Origin of the sequence: Micromonospora sp. C28ISP2-4 (genome assembly GCF_030519385.1) — a bacterium.
In the GTDB taxonomy this organism is placed as follows: domain Bacteria; phylum Actinomycetota; class Actinomycetes; order Mycobacteriales; family Micromonosporaceae; genus Micromonospora; species Micromonospora tulbaghiae.
In genome coordinates, this window is the sequence record NZ_JAUMKG010000002.1 from 853,941 (window position 1) to 871,307 (window position 17,367).

Sequence of the window (17,367 nt, forward strand, 5' to 3'; positions counted from 1 at the left end):
CCGCCACGCCGCCGGAGCGGCCGGACCCGCGTCGGTGCCGGCGGGTACGGTCGCACGGTGACTCCGTCCCGCACCGCCACCGGCCCGGCCGTCCCGAAGAAGCGCCGCGGTGGCCGCGCCGGTGCCGGGGAGCTGCTGGCCGCCGCGGTGGGCGCGGTCCCGGGCGGCGCGGCCCGGCCGGGTCAGCAGCAGATGGCCGAGGCGATCGAGCGCAGCATCGCCTCGGGTGAGCACCTGCTGGTGCAGGCCGGTACGGGCACCGGCAAGTCCCTGGCGTACCTCGCACCGTCGCTGACGGTGGACGGGCCGGTGGTGGTCTCCACCGCCACGCTGGCGTTGCAGTCCCAGCTGGTCGAGCACGACCTGCCGAGGCTGGCCGACGCGGTCGAGCCGGTGCTGGGCCGCCGTCCCACCTTCGCCGTGCTCAAGGGGCGCCACCACTACCTGTGCCTGGCCCGGCTGGACAGCTCGGTCGAGGACGAGCCGGACGACGCGTTGTTCGACGCGCCGCGTTCCGGCAACGGGGGCACCAAGTGGCTCGGCGAGGCGGGCCGGCTGGGCAAGCAGGTGCAGCGGCTGCGCGACTGGGCCGAGGAGACCGCCACCGGCGACCGGGACGAGCTGGATCCGGGCGTGGACGACCAGGTGTGGCGCAGCGTGTCCATGCCGGCCCGGGAGTGCGTCGGCGCGAGCCGCTGCCCGTTCGGGCAGGAGTGCTTCGCGGAGGCGTCCCGGGCGCGCGCCCGCGAGGCAGACATCGTGGTCACCAACCACAGCCTGCTCGCCGTCGACATGCTCGCCGGGCGGCACATCGTGCCGCCGCACAAGCTGCTCGTGGTGGACGAGGCGCACGAGCTGGCCGACCGGGTCTCCTCGGCCGCCCAGGCCGAGCTGGTGCCGGAGCTGATCGACAGGTCCACCCGGCGGGCCCGGCCGCTGCTGCGCCCCGACGTGGCCGAGCGGCTCACCGAGGCCGGTGACGCGCTGGCGGTGGGGCTGGCCGAGGCGCCCGCCGGGCGGCTCACCGCCGGTCTGCCGCCCGCGCTGCGCGAGGCGTGCACGCTGCTGGACTCGGCGACCCGGGCTGCGCTGGAGGCGATCGGTGACGTGAAGTCCGACGACCCAGACCCGGTACGCAAGCAGCAGGCCAAGGCCGTGCTGGACGAGCTGTCCACCACCGCCCAGCGGCTGCTGGAGGAGGCCGACCACGACGTCGCCTGGGTCGAGAAGCCGGACAACGGCAGCCGCCGGGCGCTCGTGGTGGCGCCGCTGTCGGTGGCGGGCACGCTCGCCACCCACCTGTACGACGAGCGCACGGTGGTCGCCACCTCGGCCACGCTGGCGCTGGGCGGCCGCTTCGACACGGTGGCCCGGGCGCTGGGGCTGGACGCGCCGCCGCCGGCCCCGCCGTCCCCGGCCGCCGCCGCGCTCGCCACCGCTGCCGCCGCCGGCCGTTTCCCGGTCACGCCGGTGGCGGCCACCGAGGGCAGCCGGGCATCGATCGGCACCGTACCGGCGACCGAGGGGCCGGGCTGGAGTTCGCTCGACGTCGGTTCGCCGTTCGACTACGCCCGGCAGGGCATCCTGTACGTGGCCGCGCACCTGCCCCGCCCCAGCGTCTCCGGGCTGCCCGGACCGGCCGGTGAGGAGCTGCTGGCGCTGGTCGAGGCGCTCGGTGGTCGTACCCTCGGGCTCTTCTCGTCGCGACGGGCCGCGCAGCAGGCGGCGGAGCTGGTCCGCGCGCGGACCGACCTGCCGGTGCTGCTCCAGGGCGAGGAGGCGCTGCCGCTGCTGGTGCGCCGGTTCCGCGAGGTACGGGAGAGCTGCCTGTTCGGGGTGATGTCGCTCTGGCAGGGGGTGGACGTGCCGGGCGACGCCTGCCAGCTCGTGGTGATCGACAGGTTGCCGTTCCCCCGCCCGGACGAGCCGCTCGCGGCGGCGCGGGCGGCGGCGGTGGACGCGGGCGGCGGGTCCGGTTTCGCGGCGGTGAGCGTGCCGATCGCTGCGGTGCGGCTGGCCCAGGGTGTCGGCCGGCTGATCCGGGCCACCGGCGACCGGGGCGTCGTGGCGGTGCTCGACTCGCGGTTGGAGACGGCACGCGGGTACGGCCCGTTCCTGCGCCGCTCGCTGCCGCCGTTCTGGTACACGACCCGGCCGGAGGTGGCCCGGGGCGCGCTGGAACGGCTCGCCAAGAGCTGACGCCGCGCCTCCCCCTGAGGGTGACGCGGGCGTCTGCGGGTCTGTGCCGGTCAGGGCGCCTGGGAGGCGACCACCACCGCGTCCGGTGGGGTGTCCGGGACGCTGCGCGCGGCGAGCCGGCGCACCGCTGTGTTGAGTACGGCGATCAGCGGCACCGCGACGAGCGCGCCGGCGATGCCGGCGAGCACCACTCCGGCGGCGATGCCGATGATCACGGCGAGCGGGTGGATGGCCACTGCGCGGCCCATGATCAGCGGCTGGAGCACGTGGCCCTCGACCTGCTGCACGCCGACAACCGCGCCCAGGATGATCAGGGCGGTCACCGGGCCGCTGTCGACGAGCGCCACCAGCACGGCCACCACGCCGGACAGGAACGCGCCGACGATCGGGATGAACGCGCCGAGGAAGACCAGCGCGGCCAGCGGGAACGCGAACGGGATGTCGAAGAGCACCAGGAAGATACCGATGCCTACCGCGTCGATGAACGCGACGACCACCGTGGCCCGCACGTAGGCGCCGAGCGTGGCCCAGGACGCGCGCCCGGCGTCGTCGACCTTCCAGCGCGCCGCGACCGGCAGCAGCCGGACCAGGAACCGCCAGATGTTGTTGCCGTCGCGGAGGAAGAAGAACGTGGCGAACAGGACGAGGACGGTGCCGGTGAGCACCTCGGCCAGCGTGGCGGCGGTGCTTATCGCACCGCTCGTGAACCGCTCGGTGTTGCCGTTGATCCAGTTCTGCGCCTCGTCGATGTAGCGGTCGAGCTGGCTGTCGGACAGGTGCAGCGGGCCGGTCTTGAACCAGTCCTGGATCTGCCGGACGCCCTCGGAGGACTTCTCGCTCAGCTTCGGCACGCCCTTGATGAACTCGTTCACCACGAGCGTCAGCGTGCCGACGACGGCGGCCAGGCCGCCGACCAGCACCACTGCTGTCGCCAGCGACCGGGGCAGCCGGGCCCGGAGCAGCCAGCCCACCGCCGGGGCGAGCAGCGCGGAGAGCAGCAGCGCGACGGTCAGCGGGATGATCACGATGCTGATGGTGCCGACGATCTTGAGCAGGGCCCAGGTCACGATGCCGATCACGATGAGACGCCAGCACCACGCGGCGGCGATGCGCAGCGCGTGCGGCACCTCCGTGTCGTCCCGGCTCACAGTCGAGGAGTGCAACGCCGCCGGCGACCCGGCGCCCACGACCATCGCCTCCGGCGAGGCGGGTGGCCCAGGCGAGGCGGGCGAGGCCACTCCCGCATCCGCCGAGTCCGCGTCGGCCCGCCGGGTCCGGGCCGCCTCCCGGCCCGACTCGTACGCACGGCGGAGCCGTCCGCGCATCCGCTCCATGCGGCTCAAGCGCACCTCCGGCAAATCAGCCCCACCTGGTCGCAGGGGGCACAGGATACGTCCGTACGCCCCACCCTAGGGCGACTCGGCCACACATTGCCCGCCCGGCGCTCTCACCAACCACTGCGGAATCGACCGGCGGCCACGCGGTAGCGTCTTCGCGTGACCGCCGACCAGAGTCTCGACGCCGGGCTGCCGATCCGCCTGCTGCACGACCGCGTGCTGGTGCGTACCGAGGGTGGCGAGGGAGAACGTCGCTCCACCGCCGGCATCGTGATCCCCGCGACGGCAGCCGTGGGCAAGCGGCTGGCCTGGGCCACAGCGGTCGGCGTCGGGCCGAACGTCCGCGCGATCGTGGCCGGCGACCGGGTGCTGTTCGACCCGGACGACCGCTCCGAGGTCGAGCTGCACGGGCGAGCGTACGTGCTGCTGCGCGAGCGGGACGTGCACGCCGTGGCGGCCGAGCGGGTGGAGACCACCGCCGCCGGCTCCACCGGTCTCTACCTGTAGCTCGCCCCTCCGGCGCCGCTCGCGGCACGGCGGCGCTGTTTGCCGCGCCGCCCGGCGGGAAGCCCAGGCACCTCAGCGCGCCCTGGGGAGGGACACCATGCCGGTAGTGATCAAAAAGATCCTCGCCTGGGGATTCCTCGCGTTCCTGATCTACTTCATGGCGTTCCGGCCGGACGGGGCGGCGCAGCTGTTCAAGGGCATCGGCGGCGCGCTGATGGCCATCGCCCAGGGGCTCGGCGACTTCCTGACCGGACTGATGAGCTGACCACCGCCACCGCTGACCGGCCGACCGGCCTCAGCGCCCGGGGTGCCAGGGCGCGCCCGGGTCGTGCCGGCCGCCCGGGCCGTGGCCGGCGCCCGGGCCGTAGCCGTGACCGGCGGCCGGACCGTGGCCGACGGCCGGACCGTGCCAGCCGGCCGGGCCGTGACCGCTCGGGCCGTAGCCGCCCTGCGGGAAGGCGGGCGGCTGGGCCAGCACCACCGGGATCGGCACCACCGGGTCGTCCGGCGCCTCCACCGGACGCTGCGACCCGTCAGGGAACCGCAGGTGGTAGCGCTGACCGTCCCAGACCCCGACCGGCGCCTGCGGGTCACGACCGACGAAGAACGACCGGTACGCGGTGATCGCGTCCAGCAGCTCCCGTTCCTCCCGTGCCGTCCGCTCCCGCTCCTCCGGCTTGCGGTCCAGCCCTCGGCGCATCCCGTCCCGCAGCAGCGCCAGGCGGGTCGCGGCGAACTGGTAGCCGCGCATCGCGCGTACCCCGCCGTCACCGGCGACTCGTCGCGCCCAGGTACGCGCCGCGTGCCGCCGGCCGAGGCTGCCCAGCGCCGCCACCTCGGGCGGGGTGAGCCAGCCCGCGCGTACGTAGTCGGGCAGCGTGCGCTCGGTCAGCCGGCCCTCCCAGGCGCGCAGCCAGACCGCCAGGCCGACCATCGCGAAGAAGATCGGCACCATCACGCCGATGTAGCCGTAGAGCACGATCACGGTCTCCCCGGTGGCCTGGGCCAGCGAGGGCAGCAGGTTCCAGGTGCCGTGCAGGATCATCGCCAGCAGCAGCCCGGCGAGCGGCGCGAGCACCCGCACCCGCCGGTCGGCGGTACGCGCGGCGACACCCAGCCCGACGCCGGTCATCGACGTGAACAGCGGGTGGGCGAAGCCGAACAGCAGGATCCGGACGATGAAGATCGCGATCACCTGCTGCGCGCCGGTGGCCGGGCCGTACTCGTCGGCGCCCGCGCGGTAGCCGTGCCCGCCCAGGTAGAGGATGTTCTCCACCATGGCGAAGCCGACCGCGGAGAGCCCGCAGTAGACCAGGCCGTCGGTGATGCCGGAGAACTCCCGCCGCCGGAAGATCAGCACCAGGAGCGGACCGGCCGCCTTGGTCAGCTCCTCGATGAACGGCGCGACCAGCACGGCGGTCAGCGCGACCGGCAGCCCTCGGTCTTCGAACAGCCCCGCGCTGGCCGTGTTCACCAGCAGCGAGATGGCGGTGGAGACGAAGGCGCCCCAGGCGAAGCAGAAGATCAGGTACTTCAGTGGCTCCGGCTCGTAACGGTCGAGCCAGAGGAAGCAGAAGACCAGTACCGGCACCGGCAGGATCGCCGCGATCACGCCGATCAGCAGCGCCTCGGCGCCCAGGCTCTCGCCGAGCGTGAACACCATGAACAGCGCACCGGCCGCGATCAGCAGCACCACACCGGCCAGCACCAGGAAGCGCCGCCAGCCGAGCCGGCGCAGCGGCATCCGGGGCGCCGGCGCCCCCGGCGGGGCGGCGGGCGCGTGCGGTGGCGGCGGGGCTGCGCCGGGCGGGGTGTCGGCCATGCGGTCAGCGTAGTCACCCGCGACCCACTGGTCCGGTCGCATCGTGAGGGCTATGCTCCCGGACAGGTCACGAGCGCCAGCGTCAAGCCCCGGCTTGCTGGCCGGCAACCCTCGTCGAGGTTCGCGGTGGGGTGCCCCGGGTGATGACCGGGCCCGGTGCCGCTCCGCGTGCCGGGCAAGCGCGGACCCCGTCCCGGCACCACCTGGGGTCCCCTGTGACCCGGGAGGCTCCGGCATGACCGTCACCCACCCTCGTACCCTCGCTGCCCGTGCTGCCCGCGCCGGTCCGGCCCGACCCGCTCGGCGTGCTCGGCGTACCGGGAGAGATCAACCTGGACCACGCCGCCAGCGCGCCGTGCGCGCGGGGCGCGGCCGACGCGGTGGCCGAGCTGCTTCCCTGGTACGCGAGTGTGCACCGCGGTGCCGGCGCGCTGTCGCGGCGCTGCACGCTCGCCTACGAGCGGGCCCGGCAGACCGTGGGTGACTTCCTCGGCGTCCGCCCCGACGATCACGTGATCTTCACGCGGAACACCACCGACGCGCTGAACCTGCTGGCCCGGGCGCTGCCCGCCGGCACCACCGTGATCACGTTCGGCGGCGAGCACCACGCCAACCTGCTGCCCTGGCCGCGCGGCTCGGTACGGCTGCCGGTGCCGGACAGCCCGGCCGGCGCGGTCCGCTCCCTCGCGGCGGCGCTCGGCGAACTCGCCCGCGACGCCCGGCCCGGCCTGCCCGTGCTGGTCGCGGTCACCGGCGCCGGCAACGTCACGGGCGAGTGCTGGCCGGTCGCCGAGCTGGCCCGGGTGGCGCACCGGCACGGCGCCCGCATCCTTGTCGACGCCGCGCAGCTCGCCCCGCACGCCCCGGTCGACCTGACCGCGCTGGACGTGGACTACGTGGCCCTGTCCGGGCACAAGCTGTACGCCCCGTTCGGCGCGGGCGTGCTGGCCGGGCGCGCGGACTGGCTGGACGCCGCCCCGCCGTACCTGGCCGGAGGCGGCGCCACCAGCCACGTCGGCGCCGCGACGCACGAGGTGCGCTGGACGACCGGCCCGGCCCGGCACGAGGCGGGCACGCCGAACCTGCTCGGCGCGGTGGCGCTCGCCGCTGTCTGCGAGGCGCTCGGCGCGGCCGAACGGGACGCGCTGCACGCCCGGGAACAGGCGCTGCTGGCCCGGCTGCGTACCGGCCTGGCCGCGCTGCCGGACGTGGTGGAGCTGCGCGTGTTCGGCCCGGACGCGCCCCGCGTGGGCATCGTCAGCTTCGTGGTCGCCGGGCGGGACTCCGCCGAGGTGGCCGCCCACCTGGCCAGCCGGCACCGGATCGGGGTACGCGACGGCCTGTTCTGTGCGCACCCGCTGACCCGGCGCCTGCTGGCCGAGGCCGCCGCCCGTACCGGCCGCACCGACCTGCCCCCGACCGCCCTACGAGCGAGCCTGGGCCTCGGCACCACCACGACCGAGGTGGACGCCCTCCTGACCGCCCTGACCCACCTCCCCCAGCCCCAGCGCTAGCCCTCTCCCGCCCCGCCCCTCCCGCCCCGGTGACGAAGCCGCCCGATCCCGGGCGGTGATCAAGGGGTTTGCGTGCTAGTTGATCTCTGGAGAGGCCGCAAACTCCTTGATCAACGCGGGCGGGGCGGGGGCAGGGCAGGGCGGGATCGGGGCGGGGCGGGAGCGGGGCGGGGGCACCGGGGGTCGGCCGACAGGTGGGGCCGTGGGGGGATGGGCGGCGGGGTTCCGGGCTGCGGGTTCACCCTGGCGGTTCTCGCCCAGGGCGCCTGCCGCACCAGCCGGTTCGCCTCCTCCTGCTCGATCCCGGAGGCCACCATCAGGTCACTCGCCGTGGTACGCACCTGGGCGATCACCACGCTGCCGGAGAAGCCGACGCCCTCGGCGTACGCCCGGCCGGCCTCGCTCACCGCGCGCAGCGACCGTTCCCGGGCCTCCTCCGGCTCCTGCCCGGCGGCGAACTCCTGCCGGAGCAGGCGTACCGACTCGGCCAGGTGACCGATCGCGTCCGGCATCGGCTCGGGGACCGGCTCGGCGTCCTCGATCATGGTGACCGCGCGGCGGATCAGCGTGCCGCTGTTGCGCATGGCCCGGTCGATCGGTTCGGCCGCCTCGGCGTAGTGGGTCAGCTCGCTGCGCCGGTGCCAGCGGGCGGGTGACAGGGTGCTCGTCTCCTTGGCGCCCTCGATCGCCTCGGAGAGCGCGGCCAGTTCCTCCTTGTTCTCGCGCAGCCGGAACAGCGCCCGCTGGGCCGCGTCCCGGTCCCGGCCGCGTACCGCGCCGGCGCAGGCGTCGAGCTGGTCGGCGAGCAGGTCCAGCGCCGGCCGGGCGGCCCGGTTGATCACCCGTAGCGGGTTGAGCGGCAGCAGGATGGCGGTGACCAGCAGCGCGATGCCGCCGCCGAGGAACGCGTCGATGAAGCGGGGGAACTCCAGGTTCTCGGTGGACGGGCTGAGCGTCACGATCAGCACCGCTGTGGCCGCGGCCTGGATGACGATGGCGACGCTCGCCCCGGCGAAGATGCTCAGCAGGATCGCCGAGGTCACCACGAGCGCGAGCTGCCACGCACCGGTGCCGACGAAGTAGATGAGCGCGTCGCCGACGAGCACGCCGACCGCCACCCCGACGATCAACTCGACGGTGCGGCGGAACCGTTGCCCCACGGAGGCGGCGAGCGTGCCGACAGCGGAGATGGGGGCGAAGACCGGCTGGGGGTTCTTCAGCAGCCGGTGCGAGACCAGGTACGCCAGGCCGGCGGCGAGTCCGGCCTGCACCGCCAGGCCGAACGCGGTACGGACCCGGTGCAGCCGGTCGTGCAGTGTTGCCTTGCTGCGGTGCCGCAGTTCCTCCATCGCGGAGGCGATCCGCTGGCCGTCACGGTCACCCGGGCCTTCACGCTGATCGCCGCGACGAAGGAACGGCAGTCGTCGGTCCGGGGCCATGGCGGGTACTACCCGCGACGATCCCGCTGAACCCCCGGTCCGGTCGCGAAGTGGGGCAGACTGCACCCGGTGGACGATCTGACGGCGCGGTGGCGGGAGACGGCACGGGCGGCGGGCGCGACCGATCCGGCGGGAGTCGACCGGGCCGGTTCCCGGCTGCTGGCGGGCTGGCGGGAGCCGCACCGGCGCTACCACGACGAGGCGCACCTGCGGGCGGTGCTCGACGTGGTCGACGCGTACGCCGGGATGGCCCGCCACCCCGACCTGGTCCGGCTGGCGGCGTGGTGCCACGACGCGGTCTACGACCCGCGCGCGGAGGGCGACGCCAACGAGCGGGCCAGCGCCGGCCTGGCCGGCGAGCTGCTGGCCGCCGCCGGGCTCCCGGCCGCGACGGTGACCGGGGTACGCCGTCTGGTGCTGCTCACCGCAGGCCACCTGGTCGGGCCGGACGACCCGGACGGCGCGCTGCTCTGCGACGCGGACCTGGCGGTGCTGGCGGCCCCGGCGGAGCGGTACGACAGGTACGCCGCCGCGATCCGCGCCGAGTACGCGCACGTGCCCGAACCGGACTTCCGCACCAGCCGGGCCGCGGTGCTGCGGCACCTGCTCGCCCTGCCGGCGCTGTACCGCCTACCCGAGCCGCACGCCCGCTGGGAGGCCCGGGCGCGGGCCAACCTGTCCCGGGAGCTGGCCGCGCTCGCCTGAGACGCGGTGCTTCGGGCGGCGCAGGCCGGCTTCACGCAGCAGCCGGACGATCTCCCGCGAGGGCACGACAGTGGCGCCGAGCCAGACCGCCGCCCGGAACCGCTCGGCGGGCACGTCGTAGTGGTCCCGGTCGAAGCCGCGCCGGGGCGCGCCGAGCATCTCGGCGAACGCGTGCAGCTCGGCGTACGAGACGTCGCTGATCAGGTGCGACCAGAGCCGGCCGCGCCAGGGCACGGCGGGCGGGTCCAGGTAGAGCACGGCAACAGACGGTACGCCGGTAGCCTTCCCGGCATGGCCGCCCATCCCCTCCTCGACGACCTGCGGGCCGCGCTCGGCGACGCCGCCGTGCTGACCGACCCGGACCTGCTGGCCGGGCACGAGCGCGACGAGGCCGATCTGTGCGACTCGGGCACCCCGCTGGCGGTGGTGCGTCCCCGCGACACCGACGAGGTGGTGGCGGTGGTCCGGGCGGCCGCGCGGCACGGCGTACCAGTGGTGCCGCAGGGTGCGCGGACCGGGCTGGCCGGCGCGGCGAACGCGGTCGCCGGGGCGGTGGTGGTGAGCACCGTGGCGATGGACGCGGTGCGGGAGATCGACCCGGTCGGCCGGATCGCTGTGGTGCAGCCGGGCGTGGTGAACGCGGCGCTCGCCCGCGCGGCACGGGAGCACGGCCTCTGGTATCCGCCGGACCCCGGCTCCTGGGAGTCGTCCACGATCGGCGGCAACGTGGCCACGAACGCCGGTGGCATGTGCTGCGTGAAGTACGGCGTGACCAGCGAGTACGTCCTGGGCCTGGAGGTGGTGCTCGCCTCCGGCGAGGTGCTGCGCACCGGGCGGCGTACCGCCAAGGGGGTCGCCGGGTACGACCTGACCCGCCTGTTCGTGGGTTCGGAGGGCACGCTCGGTGTGATCACCGAGGTGACTGTGGCGCTGCGCCCGGCCCCGGAGGAGTCACTGACCCTGGTAGCTGTCTTCCCCACCGTGGCGACCGCAGGTGGCGCGGTAGCCGGGATCGCCGAGCGAGGGCTCACCCCGAGCCTGCTGGAACTGCTGGACCGGACGCATCTGCTGGCGATCGAGGCGTACCGGCCGATGGGTCTGCGGACTGATGCCGAAGCGCTGCTGCTCGCCGCGGTGGACACCGGCACGCGGGCCGCCGACGGCCTGGCCCGGCTGGCCGAGGTGTGCACCGCCGCGGGCGCGGACGAGGTCTACGCGGCCACCGACGCGACCGAGGCCGCCGCACTGCTCCAGGCGCGGCGGCTGGCCCACCCGGCGATGGAGCAGTTCGCGGCGCAGACGTTCCCGGGCGGCAACGGCGGCCTGGTCATCGACGACGTGGCGGTGCCGCGCGGCCGGCTGGCGGAACTGCTCGACGGGGTGGCCCGGATCGCGGAGGCGTGCCAGGTGCCGATCGGGGTGGTCGGCCATGCGGGCGACGGCAACATGCACCCCAACATCGTGGTCGACCGGGCCGATCCGGCGAGCCTGGCCCGGGGACGGCGGGCCTTCGACGAGATCATGCGGCTGGGACTGGAACTGGGCGGCACCTGCACCGGGGAGCACGGCGTCGGGCTGCTCAAGCGGGACTGGCTGGCCCGCGAGATCGGCCCGGTGGGCGTACGCGTGCACCAGGCGATCAAGGCGGCGCTGGACCCGGCGGGGCTGCTCAACCCCGGCAAGATCTTCTAGCTCTTGTCCTCGGCCGGGGTGGCCTGGGTGACGAGCAGCAGCACGTCGTAGGCCACCTTCGGCTTCGGCTCGCCCGGGCAGTCCTGGATGGTGACTGTCAGGTCCGGCGGCACGAGCAGCGTCGAGGTCAGCACGCCGATGCAGCCCTGCTTGTAGCCGCGGGCCTGGTCGGTCTCCTTCGCGATCGCCGGGTCCGCGAGCATCCGCTGGAGCCGCTTGGTCTGCTCCGGGCTCAGCGTGCCGGTGGCGTCCACGCCGTCACCGGCGCAGTCGCGGCACTGCCAGCGGCCGGTCGGGTCCACCTCCAGGTTGCGGACCGGGCCGTCGCCGAGCCGCTGCACCAGGGAGACACGCCTGCCGTCCGGGGTCGGGCCGGCCGTGCCCGCCGCCCCGGGTGTGGTGGCGCCCTCCGCCCGGCCGAAGGAGCAGCCGGCCAGAGCCAGCACGACGACGGCGGACAGAGCGGGGACGCGCAACCGGGATGGGCGGACCACGCCGGAAACCTACACTTCCGTAGGTAGCGCGCACTACCGGCCGAGCGGCCCGGGTCGGGGATCCCCTACCTGGGGGAGGCCGGGAGTTCAACGCCCGGGCCGTCGATGCCCCGGTCGGCCGCGAATCCGCGGACGTCGGGCGCGCCGAGGCGGGCCGCGTCGGCCGCGATGTCGTCCGCCATGAGCTGCGACTCCCGCTCGGCGAGCACCCGCGCCCGGTAGTGGGCGACCTCCCGGTCCCGGGTCGCCGCGTCCCAGCCGAGCACCGCGCCCATCAGCTCCGCGGCGTGCTCCGCAGACTCCAGGCCGCGGTGGCTGGTCTCGATCGAGATCCGGGTACGCCGGGTGAGCACGTCCTCCAGGTGCAGCGCGCCCTCGGCGCGGGCGGCGTACGTCACCTCGGCGGCGAGGTATTCCGGTGCGCCCGCCAGCGGCGATCCGAGCAGCGGGTCGGCGTCGACCAGGGCGAGCAGGTCGAGCGTGAGGGTGCCGTAGCGCTCCAGCAGGTGCTCGACCACACCGACCGCCACCCCGTGCCGGCGGGCCAGGTCGGCCCGGTCCCGCCACATGGCCGCGTACCCGTCGGCGCCGAGCAGCGGCAGGTCGGCGGTGCGCGAGGGGCGGGTCCGGCCGAGCCGGTGCATCGCGCGGTCGACCACGTCGGAGGCCATCACCCGGTAGGTGGTGTACTTCCCGCCGGCGACCAGCAGCAGGCCGAGCATCGGCTCCACCACCGCGTGCTCGCGGGAGAGCTTGGAGGTGGAGTCCGCCTCGCCGGCCAGCAGCGGGCGCAGCCCGGCGTAGACGCCCTCGATGTCGGCTGTGGTCAGCGGCCGGTCCAGCACCGTGTTGACCTGCGACAGCAGGTAGTCGATGTCGCTCGCGGTCGCGGCCGGGTGGGACCTGTCGAGCTGCCAGTCCGTGTCGGTGGTGCCGATGATCCAGTGCCCGCCCCAGGGGATCACGAACAGCACGCTCGTCGCGGTACGCAGGATCAGGCCGGTCTCGCCGACGATCGCCGAGCGGGGCACCACCAGGTGCACCCCCTTGGAGGCCCGGACCCGCAGCTTCGGGCGCAGCCCGACGTCGTTGAGCATCCGCGACATGTCGTCGCTCCACACGCCGGTGGCGGCGATCACGGTGCGGGCGCGCACCTCGAACTCGGCGTCCGGCGAGCCGGCGGGCGCCTCCAGGTCGCGGACCCGCACGCCGGTGACCTCCCGGGCCTGCCGGGTCAGGCCGACCGCGCGGGCGCTGGTGACCACTGTCGCGCCGAGGCTGGCCGCGGTGCGCGCCAGCGTCACCACCAGGCGGGCGTCGTCGACCTGGCCGTCGTAGTAGCGGATCGCGCCGGCCAGCTTGTCCGGGCGCAGGCTGGGGAAGATCCGGCGGGTGCCCTCGCGGGTGAGGTGCCGGTGCAGCGGCATGCCACGCCCGCCGCCGAAGATCCCGGCGAACGCGTCGTACGCTGCCACGCCGAGGCCGTAGTAGGAGCGGCGGAAGAACCGCCGGGGCAGGTCACGCGCGCCACCCTCGGCGGGCAGCGGCACCAGGATCGGCACCGGCCGGACCAGGTGCGGCGCGAGCCGCGTGGCGAGCAGGCCGCGCTCGGTCAGCGCCTCGTGGACCAGGTGGAACTCCAACTGCTCCAGGTAGCGCAGGCCGCCGTGGATCAGCTTGCTGGACCGGCTGGACGTGCCGGCCGCGTAGTCGCGCGCCTCCACCAGGGCGACCTTCAGCCCCCGGGAGGCGGCGTCGAGCGCGGCGCCCGCTCCGGTCACGCCACCGCCGATGACCAGCACGTCGAACCGCTCGGCGCGGAGCCGACGCAGGTCGTCGGCGCGGCGTTCGGCGGACAGCCGGCCGGCCGTGGATCGGGACACACTCGGGTCACGCACCAGTCAACCGTAACCGTCCCGGGCGCGCGGCGACACGGCCCCGCCGTACCGTGATGACCATGTTGACCGGCCCGCCGCCCGCCCCCGTACCGCCGCCGCCACCGCGCGAGACCGGTCCGTGGCCGGTCGTCGCGGCGGTGGCGACCGGGGTGTGGATCGTGCTGGTCACCGTGCCGGGCCAGATCACCGGCTGGCTGGTCGACCAGGTGGCGCTGGTGATCGGCGCCGACCGGCCGGTGGCGGGCTGGCCGGTGGTCGCGGTGGCCACCGTGCTGCTGGCCGGCGCCCCGGCGCTGGCGCTCGCGCTCGCGCCCCGCTCCCCCGCGCTGCGGGCGACCGGCCGGGCCTGGACCGCAGCCGTGGTCGCGCTCGGCGCGACCACGCTGCTGCGGACGGTGCCGCCGGTGCACCACGAGGCGTACCTGGCCTTGCTGGCGGTGACCGCCGCCGCGCTCGCGCTCGTCGCCGTCCGTCTCGGCCGCGTCCGGCCACCGGTAGTGGTGGACGCGGTCCCGGAGGGCCGGTTCGGGCCGGTGTCGCTGCTGGCGGTCGCGGCCGGCCTGGCCGTGCTGCTGCCCTGGGTCTGGGTGGGCGGGCTCGGCGGAGCGCTGGAGACACTGCTCGCCGGCCTGGCCGCCGCCGCGCTGGGCGCGCTCGCCGGGACGCTTCTCGGCGCCGGTTTCTGGGCCGCGTTCGGGCCGGGTCCGGCCCGGCTGGTGCTGCTCGGCGGTCTGGTGGCGGGCGTGGCGCTGACGCCGCTCGCGGCCGCCGCCGGGCAGTCGGGCGTGCAGTTGCCGGCGCTGCTCCTGCTGCCGCCGCTCGGTTTCGTGCTGGCCGCGCTGGAGGCGGCGGCCCGCCACGCCGGCCGCCCGGCCGGACCTGCGCCGGTGCGGTGGCTGGTCGGGCTCGCGCTGCTGGGGCCGCTCGCGTTCACCGACCCGGAGGAGATCAGCCTCCTGCTCTCCGCCACCCGCGACACGCCGTTCTGGGTCGCGGTGGGCACCGGCGTGGCGTTCGCCGTCGCGGTCGTCCTGGCCGTCGGGTACGGCGTGCTGCTCGCCCGGTCCCGCGCCCGCGCGCCCCGGCGCGGTCCGGCCGCGCTCGCAGCCGCCGCCCTGCTCGCCGCCGTCGCCGTGGTGTACGTCGTCCCCGGCCAGCCGGGACTGTACGGCGAGCGTCTGCTCGTGGTGCTGCGCGAGCAGGCCGACCTGACCGGCCTGCCGGCCGGGACGCCGGGCCGGGCCGGGCGGGACGCCCGTGCGACCGAGGTCTACCGGCGGCTGGTGGCCACCGCCGAGCGCACGCAGGGCGACCTGCGCCGCACGCTGACCGGGATGCGGCTGAACCCGACGCCGTACTACCTGGTGAACGCGATCGAGACGGACGGCGGGCCGGCGGTGCGGGCCTGGCTGTCCAGCCGTCCGGAGGTGGCCCGGGTGCTGGTCAGCCAGCGGCTGCGCCCGCTGCCCGCGCTCGCCCCGCAGGCGCGCGGCGACGCGCCGGCGCCGGCCGGCCCGGCCTGGAACGTCTCGTTGATCGGCGCGGACCGGGTCTGGTCCGAGCTGGGCGTCACCGGGTCCGGCGTGGTGGTGGGCAGCTCCGACTCCGGGGTGGACGGCCGGCACCCGGCGCTCGCGGACGGCTTCCGGGGCGGCGAGGACTCCTGGTACGACCCGTGGGAGGGCCGCCGCGCCCCGGCCGACCGGGGTGGTCACGGCACCCACACGCTCGGCAGCGCGGTGGGCCGGGACGGGATCGGCGTGGCGCCGGGCGCGAGCTGGGTCGGCTGCGTCAACCTGGACCGCAACATGGGCAGCCCGGCCCGCTACCTCGACTGCCTCCAGTTCATGCTGGCTCCGTTCCCTGAAGGTGGGAACGCCTTCACCGACGGCCGTCCCTCTCGCGCCCCGGACGTGCTCACCAACTCGTGGGGCTGCCCGCCGGTGGAGGGGTGCGACCAGGGGGCGCTGCGACCGGCGACCGCCGCGCTGACAGCGGCGGGCATCCTCGTGGTGGCCGCCGCCGGGAACACCGGCCCGTCGTGCGGCTCGATCGCGGACGCGCCGGCGCCGTACCCGGACGTGCTGACCGTCGGGGCGGTGGACCGGCAGCGGCGCGTCACCGAGTTCTCCAGCCGTGGCCCGGCGCCGGACGGTCAGGCCAAGCCGGACCTGGTCGCCCCCGGCGCCGCGGTGCTCTCCGCGATGCCGGGCGGCGGGTACGCCACCCTGGACGGCACCTCGATGGCCACGCCGCAGGTCGCGGGCGTGGTGGCGCTGATGTGGTCGGCGAATCCGGCGCTGGTCGGGGACCTGGAACGGACGCGGGCGATCCTGCGCGACACCGCGCAGCCGGTCGCCCAGCCTGCCGGGGCGGAGGCCTGCGGCGGACCGCAGGACGTCTCCGGCGCCGGACTGGTGGACGCGTACGCCGCAGTGCGCGCGGCCCGGTCCACGGCGACCGGTTAACAACCCTGTCCATTGGCCTGCCGATGTTCTACTGTCGGCGTCCATGGACGTGGAGATCATCGAGCTGGGCCGGGACCGGCTGCCCGAGGTGGTCGAGCTGTGCCGGCTGTCGCTCGACCTGCCGGAGGACGCGAGCGAGGCGCCGGCTGTGGTGGTCACCGTGGCGGAGCGGGCCGAGGCGGACCGTCCGGTGCTGCGCCTCGGCGCGGTACGCGGCGGCGCGCTGGTGGGCGTACTCGTCGGGTCGCTCTCGGCGGCCGATGGGCGCCTGGGCCACGTCGACCTGGTCGCGGTGGCGCCGACGGACCGCCGCCAGGGCGTGGGCGGGGCGCTGCTGGCCGAGGCGGAGAGCCGGCTCGGCGCGCTCGGGGCGGCCGAGGTGCTGCTCGCCGGCAATCCGCCGTACTACGCCTGGCCTGGCATCGACGTGCGCTACACGCCGGCGGTCTGCGCCGCGCAGCGGCTCGGCTACCGGCAGGACCGTACGGCCTGGAACATGACCGCCGACCTGTCCGAGGGGTCGGCGGCGCTGCGTCCGACCGAGGCCGCCGAGCAGCGGCTGGCCGGGCGGGGCGTGACGGTACGCCGGGCCGGCGCCGACGACCTGCCGGCGCTCGCCGCGTTCGCCCGGTCCACGTTCGGCGGCACCTGGGACGGTGAGCTGGCCGGTTCGGTGGGGCGGCCGGACGCGGGTGTGCACCTCGCCGAGCGGGACGGCGAGATCCTCGGGTTCGCCGCGTACGGGTCGGCGCGGCCGAGCTGGTTCGGGCCGATGGGCACCGCACCGGCGGCGGAAGGCTCCGGGATCGGTGGCGTGCTGTTGCGCCGCTGCCTGCGCGACCAGGCGGCCGCCGGGATCACCGCGGCGCAGATCGGCTGGGTGGGGCCGGTGCCGTTCTACTCGAACGCGGCCGGGGCCCGGATCGAGCGGGTGTTCTTCCTCTACCGGAAAGCCATCAAAGGGGCATAGACGTCAATAGCGCCATTCGGCCTCCTTCGCCATCGACCGGGCTCTACGGTCGGAGCAGAGGAGGCGGTGCATGACCACGAATGACGAACGGGCCGAGGACCCGGCGGCGGCCCGGCGCCCGGCCGACGAGCTTCCCGGCCAGCTCCCGTTCGACCGGCTCGACGTCGGCGACGCCGAGCAGCTCGCCGAGCTGACCGGTGCCGACGGGCCACCGGTGGAGGAGCAACGGCAGCCGGTGGACGAGCCGAGGCGGCCGCCACCGCCGTACGACAGGGCGCACAAGCGGCGCAACCAGCGCCCGCTGCCCACCTGAGCCGGATAC

The 17,367-nt window shown here is 75.5% G+C and carries 15 protein-coding genes and 1 riboswitch; of the genes, 9 read left to right on the forward strand and 6 right to left on the reverse strand.

Annotated elements, in window-relative coordinates; all coding sequences use genetic code 11:
- The first annotated feature begins 57 nt into the window (after window positions 1-57).
- Window positions 58-2,199 carry an ATP-dependent DNA helicase gene (locus Q3W68_RS12840; protein WP_302905589.1) on the forward strand — a complete coding sequence of 714 codons (2,142 nt, stop codon included), beginning with the start codon at window positions 58-60 and terminating at the stop codon, window positions 2,197-2,199.
- A 50-nt stretch (window positions 2,200-2,249) separates the two neighbouring features.
- On the opposite strand, the gene Q3W68_RS12845 is transcribed toward Q3W68_RS12840, so the two are convergent.
- Window positions 2,250-3,533 carry an AI-2E family transporter gene (locus Q3W68_RS12845; protein ID WP_302905702.1) on the reverse strand — a complete coding sequence of 428 codons (1,284 nt, stop codon included), beginning with the start codon at window positions 3,531-3,533 and terminating at the stop codon, window positions 2,250-2,252.
- A 162-nt stretch (window positions 3,534-3,695) separates the two neighbouring features.
- Here Q3W68_RS12845 and Q3W68_RS12850 point away from each other — a divergent pair, with 162 nt between their 5' ends.
- Window positions 3,696-4,043 carry a co-chaperone GroES gene (locus tag Q3W68_RS12850; RefSeq protein ID WP_120572899.1) on the forward strand — a complete coding sequence of 116 codons (348 nt, stop codon included), beginning with the start codon at window positions 3,696-3,698 and terminating at the stop codon, window positions 4,041-4,043.
- Between the two features lie 106 nt (window positions 4,044-4,149).
- Window positions 4,150-4,308: a hypothetical protein gene (locus tag Q3W68_RS12855; RefSeq protein WP_302905708.1), complete on the forward strand. Its 159-nt coding sequence runs from the start codon at window positions 4,150-4,152 to the stop codon at window positions 4,306-4,308.
- A gap of 30 nt (window positions 4,309-4,338) precedes the next feature.
- On the opposite strand, the gene Q3W68_RS12860 is transcribed toward Q3W68_RS12855, so the two are convergent.
- On the reverse strand, window positions 4,339-5,907 hold the full coding sequence (locus Q3W68_RS12860) for a PrsW family intramembrane metalloprotease (RefSeq protein WP_302905590.1): 1,569 nt from the start codon (window positions 5,905-5,907) through the stop codon (window positions 4,339-4,341).
- Window positions 5,908-5,930: 23 nt separating this feature from the next.
- A riboswitch (SAM riboswitch) is annotated at window positions 5,931-6,053 on the forward strand.
- Between the two features lie 81 nt (window positions 6,054-6,134).
- On the opposite strand from Q3W68_RS12860, the gene Q3W68_RS12865 reads away from it, so the two are divergent.
- Window positions 6,135-7,379: an aminotransferase class V-fold PLP-dependent enzyme gene (locus Q3W68_RS12865; protein WP_302905591.1), complete on the forward strand. Its 1,245-nt coding sequence runs from the start codon at window positions 6,135-6,137 to the stop codon at window positions 7,377-7,379.
- Between the two features lie 110 nt (window positions 7,380-7,489).
- Here the strand turns inward: Q3W68_RS12865 and Q3W68_RS12870 are convergent, their stop codons facing one another.
- Window positions 7,490-8,728 carry an aromatic acid exporter family protein gene (locus Q3W68_RS12870; RefSeq protein WP_302905592.1) on the reverse strand — a complete coding sequence of 413 codons (1,239 nt, stop codon included), beginning with the start codon at window positions 8,726-8,728 and terminating at the stop codon, window positions 7,490-7,492.
- Window positions 8,729-8,887: 159 nt separating this feature from the next.
- Here Q3W68_RS12870 and Q3W68_RS12875 point away from each other — a divergent pair, with 159 nt between their 5' ends.
- On the forward strand, window positions 8,888-9,523 hold the full coding sequence (locus Q3W68_RS12875) for a metal-dependent phosphohydrolase (RefSeq protein WP_302905593.1): 636 nt from the start codon (window positions 8,888-8,890) through the stop codon (window positions 9,521-9,523).
- Here Q3W68_RS12875 and Q3W68_RS12880 read toward each other — a convergent pair.
- Window positions 9,449-9,781: a DUF4031 domain-containing protein gene (locus tag Q3W68_RS12880; RefSeq protein ID WP_302905594.1), complete on the reverse strand. Its 333-nt coding sequence runs from the start codon at window positions 9,779-9,781 to the stop codon at window positions 9,449-9,451. The genes Q3W68_RS12875 and Q3W68_RS12880 overlap by 75 nt on opposite strands.
- Window positions 9,782-9,814: 33 nt before the next feature.
- On the opposite strand from Q3W68_RS12880, the gene Q3W68_RS12885 reads away from it, so the two are divergent.
- On the forward strand, window positions 9,815-11,215 hold the full coding sequence (locus Q3W68_RS12885) for an FAD-binding oxidoreductase (protein ID WP_302905595.1): 1,401 nt from the start codon (window positions 9,815-9,817) through the stop codon (window positions 11,213-11,215).
- On the opposite strand, the gene Q3W68_RS12890 is transcribed toward Q3W68_RS12885, so the two are convergent.
- The gene (locus Q3W68_RS12890; protein ID WP_302905596.1) at window positions 11,212-11,709 is read right to left on the reverse strand and encodes a hypothetical protein; all 498 of its coding nucleotides are present in this window, start codon (window positions 11,707-11,709) and stop codon (window positions 11,212-11,214) included. The two genes, Q3W68_RS12885 and Q3W68_RS12890, sit on opposite strands and share 4 nt — an antisense overlap.
- A 65-nt stretch (window positions 11,710-11,774) precedes the next feature.
- Window positions 11,775-13,592: a glycerol-3-phosphate dehydrogenase/oxidase gene (locus tag Q3W68_RS12895; protein ID WP_302905703.1), complete on the reverse strand. Its 1,818-nt coding sequence runs from the start codon at window positions 13,590-13,592 to the stop codon at window positions 11,775-11,777.
- 68 nt (window positions 13,593-13,660) lie between these two features.
- Between Q3W68_RS12895 and Q3W68_RS12900 the strand changes: the two genes are divergently transcribed.
- From Q3W68_RS12900 to Q3W68_RS12910, 3 genes are all read left to right on the forward strand, one after another.
- Complete coding sequence (locus Q3W68_RS12900) at window positions 13,661-16,075, forward strand: S8 family serine peptidase (RefSeq protein ID WP_302905597.1); 2,415 nt, start codon at window positions 13,661-13,663, stop codon at window positions 16,073-16,075.
- Between the two features lie 43 nt (window positions 16,076-16,118).
- Window positions 16,119-17,045 carry a GNAT family N-acetyltransferase gene (locus Q3W68_RS12905; RefSeq protein WP_302905598.1) on the forward strand — a complete coding sequence of 309 codons (927 nt, stop codon included), beginning with the start codon at window positions 16,119-16,121 and terminating at the stop codon, window positions 17,043-17,045.
- Between the two features lie 70 nt (window positions 17,046-17,115).
- Window positions 17,116-17,358, forward strand: a complete 243-nt coding sequence (locus Q3W68_RS12910) for a hypothetical protein (RefSeq protein ID WP_302905599.1) — start codon at window positions 17,116-17,118, stop codon at window positions 17,356-17,358.
- Window positions 17,359-17,367 lie beyond the last annotated feature (9 nt).

What these genes read in the sequence shown, in the direction of transcription:
- Q3W68_RS12870 (WP_302905592.1), bottom strand. Translation starts at nt 8,728, where the DNA reads ATGGAGGAACTGCGGCACCGCAGCAAGGCAACACTGCACGACCGGCTG.
- Q3W68_RS12905 (WP_302905598.1), top strand. Translation starts at nt 16,119, where the DNA reads ATGGACGTGGAGATCATCGAGCTGGGCCGGGACCGGCTGCCCGAGGTG.
- Q3W68_RS12910 (WP_302905599.1), top strand. Translation starts at nt 17,116, where the DNA reads ATGACCACGAATGACGAACGGGCCGAGGACCCGGCGGCGGCCCGGCGC.
- Q3W68_RS12900 (WP_302905597.1), top strand. Translation starts at nt 13,661, where the DNA reads ATGACCATGTTGACCGGCCCGCCGCCCGCCCCCGTACCGCCGCCGCCA.
- Q3W68_RS12885 (WP_302905595.1), top strand. Translation starts at nt 9,815, where the DNA reads ATGGCCGCCCATCCCCTCCTCGACGACCTGCGGGCCGCGCTCGGCGAC.
- Q3W68_RS12860 (WP_302905590.1), bottom strand. Translation starts at nt 5,907, where the DNA reads ATGCGACCGGACCAGTGGGTCGCGGGTGACTACGCTGACCGCATGGCC.
- Q3W68_RS12845 (WP_302905702.1), bottom strand. Translation starts at nt 3,533, where the DNA reads ATGGAGCGGATGCGCGGACGGCTCCGCCGTGCGTACGAGTCGGGCCGG.